The organism is Brevundimonas sp., assembly GCF_036405315.1.
Lineage (GTDB): Bacteria > Pseudomonadota > Alphaproteobacteria > Caulobacterales > Caulobacteraceae > Brevundimonas.
Map to the genome: position 1 here is coordinate 1 of NZ_DASWXW010000171.1, position 4,571 is coordinate 4,571.

General features: G+C 66.5%; 2 protein-coding genes. Both read left to right on the forward strand.

Translation table 11 applies throughout. The features are described 5' to 3' along the window. Positions 1 to 728, forward strand: a 728-nt coding sequence (locus tag VGE49_RS10720) for an ATP-binding cassette domain-containing protein (protein ID WP_331034545.1), incomplete at its 5' end; no start/stop codon positions are given. Between the two features lie 10 nt (positions 729 to 738). Continuing rightward, a complete protein-coding gene (locus tag VGE49_RS10725) occupies positions 739 to 4,320 on the forward strand; it encodes an ABC transporter permease/M1 family aminopeptidase (protein ID WP_331034546.1) in 3,582 nt (1,193 codons plus the stop codon). Positions 4,321 to 4,571 lie beyond the last annotated feature (251 nt).

A 4,571-nucleotide genomic window follows, 5' to 3' on the forward strand; every position in this document is an offset into this window, starting at 1 on the left:
CGCCCACGTCGGGCTCGATCCGCTTCGGCGACATCGACGTGATCAAGGATCCCGAACAGCTACGGCGCACCCTGGGCTATCTGCCCCAGGACTTCGGCGTCTATCCGCGCGTCTCGGCCTACGACATGCTGGACCATATGGCGGTGCTGAAGGGCGTCGCCTCGGGCAAGGAGCGCAAGGACACGGTCGAAAGCCTGCTGAACCAGGTCAATCTGTGGAGCGTCCGCAAGAAGGCCCTGGCCGGCTTCTCGGGCGGCATGCGCCAGCGTTTCGGCATCGCCCAGGCCCTGATCGGCAATCCCCGCCTGATCATCGTCGACGAGCCGACCGCCGGCCTCGACCCGGAAGAGCGCAACCGCTTCCTGAACCTGCTGGCCGAGATCGGCGAGAATGTGGTGGTCATCCTGTCCACCCACATCGTCGAGGACGTGGCCGACCTGTGCCCGCGCATGGCGGTCCTGGCCGGCGGCAAGATCCAGCTGGAAGGCGCGCCCGCCGACCTGATGCAGCGCCTGGACGGCCGCGTCTGGAAGAAGACCATCGACAAGGAAGCGCTGGACGATCACCGCGCCCGTCACGAGGTCATCTCCACCCGCCTGTTCGCGGGCCGCACCGTGATCCACGTCCTGGCCGACAAGCGCCCGGGCGACGGGTTCGAGCCCGTCTCGGGCGGGTTGGAAGACGTCTATTTCTCGACCCTCAGCGCCTCGCGCCGCGTCGCCGCCTGAGGTCCGCATCATGTTTGGAAAAATCGCGGCCTTCGAGCTCCGCTATCAACTGCGCCAGCCCGCCTTCTGGGTGATCTTCTGCCTGTTCGCCCTGCTGGGCTTCGGCCTGGTGGCCAGCGAGAATGTGTCCCTGGGCACGGGCGGCAATGTGCACAAGAACGCGCCTTTTGCGCTGGTTCAGGCGCACGCCGTCTTCAACATCTTCTTTATGCTGGCGACCACGGCCATCGTGGCCAACGTCGTGGCGCGCGACGCCACGACCGGCTTCGGCCCCATGATCCAGACCACCCGGATCAGCAAGGGCGCCTATCTGTACGGCCGCTTCTTCGGCGCCTTCGCCGCGGTGGCCCTCAGCTTCCTCAGCATCAGCCTGGGCATCCTGCTGGGCACGCTGATGCCGTGGGTGGACCCCGAAACCCTGGGCGCCTTCCGGCCCGGCGACTACGCCTATGCCTATCTGGTGATGGGCCTGCCGGGGCTGTTCCTGACCTCGGCCATCTTCTTCGCCCTGGCGACGGTGACGCGGTCGATGATGGCGACCTATGTCGGCGTGGTCGCGGTCTTCATCCTGTATCTGGTGACCACCAGCATCTTCGGCCCCAAGCCGGAGCTGGAGACCATGATGGCCTGGGCCGAGCCGTTCGGCATCGGCGCCTATGAGCTGGTCAGCCGCTACTGGACGGCGGCCGAGCGCAACACCCTGGTCGCCCCGCTGGAAGGCGTGCTGCTGTGGAACCGGGTGATCTGGACCGGCGTCGCGGTCCTGTTCCTGGCCGCCGCCTATGTGCTGTACCGCCCCGCCGCCCGCGGTGCGAAGCTGAAGAAGGCCGACCGCCTGCGCGCCCTGGCGGACAAGGAGGCGGCGACCGCCGCCCCCGCGCCGTCCGGCCCCCTGCCGGCCCCCAGCTATGGCCTTCGCTCGGGCTGGGCCCAGTTGATGAAGCGCACGGGGTTCGAGATGGCCCTGGTGTTCAAGAGCCCGGCCTATGCGGTGCTTTTGCTGCTGGGCTTCGCCTTCTCCATTGCCGCCCTGGCCTTCAGCGGTGAAATGTACGGGGCGCCGATCCTGCTGGTGACGCGCGTGGTCATCGACACGCTGAGCGGCTCGTTCGCCCTCGTCGTCATCATCATCGCCATCTACTATGCGGGCGAGCTGGTCTGGCGTGACCGCGACCGCAAGATGCATGAGATCATCGACGCCTCGCCGACGCCGGACTGGACCTTCCTGGTCCCCAAGACCCTGGCCCTGATCGCGGTCCTGACCTCGACCCTGCTGGCGGCCGTGGTCGCGGGCGTCATCGTCCAGACCTTCAAGGGCTATACCGACTACGAGCTGGGCCATTACCTGGCCTGGTACGTCTGGCCGCAGGCGGTCAGCTTCAGCCTGCTGGCCGTCTTGGCCATCGTGGTTCAGTCGCTGTCGCCGAACAAATTCGTCGGTTGGGCGATCATGGTGGTCTATCTGATCGGCACCATCGTGCTGACCAATCTGGGCTTTGACCACCTGATGTACCGCTATGGCGCGACGCCGGCGGTGCCGCTGTCGGACATGAACGGCACGGGCGATTTCGCCACGTTCGAGGCGTGGCTCAGCGCCTACTGGACCGCCTTTGCGGTGCTGCTGCTGGTCGGCGCCTTCGCCCTGTGGCGGCGCGGGACCGAGACCCGGCTCAAGCCCCGGCTGATGCGCGCGCCCCTGCGTCTGAAGGGACCGGCGGGCCTGATCGGCGGCGTCGCCCTGGCGGCCTTCATCGGCCTGGGCGCCTATGTCTATCTGAACACCAACGTCTGGAACGAGTATCGCAGCCGCGACGATATCGAGCTGTTGCAGGCCGATCTGGAAAAGACCCTGCTGCGCTATGAGGACACGCCTCAGCCGGCGATCGTCTCGGTCACGCTGGACCTGGATATTCACCCGCACGATCCGCGCCTGGTGACCAAGGGCGCCTATGTCGTCGAGAACAAGACCACCCAGCCGCAGACCGAAATCCACCTGCGCTGGAACGACGATCTGGATATGACGCGGCTGGACGTCCCGGGCGCCCGCATCGCCCGCGAATGGCCGCGCTTCAACTATCGCATCTATCGCTTCGACCGGCCCCTGCTGCCGGGCGAGCGTCGCACCATCGCCTTCGAGACGGTGCTGACCCAGCGTGGCTTCAAGAACAGCGGCAACACCACCCGGCTGGTCGACAACGGCACCTTCCTCAACAACGGCGAGTTCGCGCCCAGCATCGGCATGAGCCGCGACGGCCTGCTGCAGGACCGAACCAAGCGCCGCAAGCACGGCCTGCCGGCCGAACTGCGCATGGCCAAGCTGGAGGATACCTCGGCCCAGGCCAGAAACTATGTCGGCGCCGACTGGGTCAACGCCGACATCACCGTCACCACCGACGCGGACCAGACGCCGATCGCGCCCGGCTACAAGGTGTCGGACCAGACCCAGGGCGATCGCCGCACCGCCCGCTTCGTCACCGAGGCGCCGATCCTGCACTTCTTCTCGGTGCAGTCCGCCCGTTACGAGGTGCTGGAAGAGACCCACAACGGCGTCCAGCTGGCCGTCTATCACGACCCGGCCCACGCCCGGAACGCGCCGCGCATGATTCAGGCGATGCGAGCGTCGTTGGACTATTATCAGGCCGCCTTCAGCCCCTATCAGTTCCGCCAGGCGCGGATCATCGAGTTCCCGGCCTACGCCAGCTTCGCCCAGGCGTTCGCCAACACCATGCCCTATTCGGAAGGGATCGGCTTCATCGCCGACTTCTCGAACCCGGAAAAGATCGACTACGTCACCTACATCACCGCGCACGAAGTGGGGCACCAGTGGTGGGCCCACCAGGTCGTCGGGGCGGACATGCAGGGCTCCACCGTCCTGTCCGAAACCCTGGCGCAATACTCGGCCCTGATGGTGATGGAAAAGACCTATGGCCCCGATCAGATCCGTCGCTTCCTACAGTATGAACTGAACAACTATCTGCGCTCGCGCGGTGGCGAGATGATCGAGGAGCTGCCGCTCCAGCGGGTCGAGAACCAGGGCTATATCCACTATCAGAAGGGCGGCCTGGTCATGTACCTGCTGCGCGATCAGATCGGCGAGGAAGCGGTCAATCGCGCCCTGCGCCGGGTGCTCCAGCAGTACGCCTTCAAGTCGGCGCCCTATCCGCGCTCGCTGGACCTGGTCGCGGCCCTGCGCGCCGAGGCGCCGGCCGACAAACAGGCCCTGATCACCGATCTGTTCGAAAAGATCACCCTGTATGACGTGAAGACCAAATCGGCGACGGCGACCAAGCGCGCCGACGGCCGCTGGGACGTCGCCGTCACGGTCGAGGCGCGCAAACTGTACGCCGACGGCCAGGGCGTCGAGACCAAGGCCCCGCTGGCCGAGACCTTCGACGTCGGCCTGTTCACCGCCGAACCGGGCAAGCGCGCCTTCGACCGCGCCGCCGTCGTGGCCCTGGACCGCCGTCCCCTGCGCAGCGGAACCCAGACCTTCCGCTTCGTCACGACGAAAAAGCCCGCCTTCGCCGGCGTCGATCCCTACAACAAATGGATCGACCGCAACTCCGAGGACAACATCGTCAAGGTGGATTGAGCCCGGCTCTCCTCCCCACGCAGTGGGGAGGGGGACCGCGTAGCGGTGGAGGGGGCGGCGCAGGTTTCTGCTGTCGCGACGCCCCCTCCGTCTCGCCGCTGCGCGACGATCCACCTCCCCACAAGGTGGGGAGGAGCGGACTCGGATCGACTCGCCCACCTCCGCGTTCTTCCGCCGTTACGGGAGAGACGAACCATGGCTGCGCGACCCACCTGGCAGGGGCATCTGAAGCTGTCGCTGGTGACCTGTCC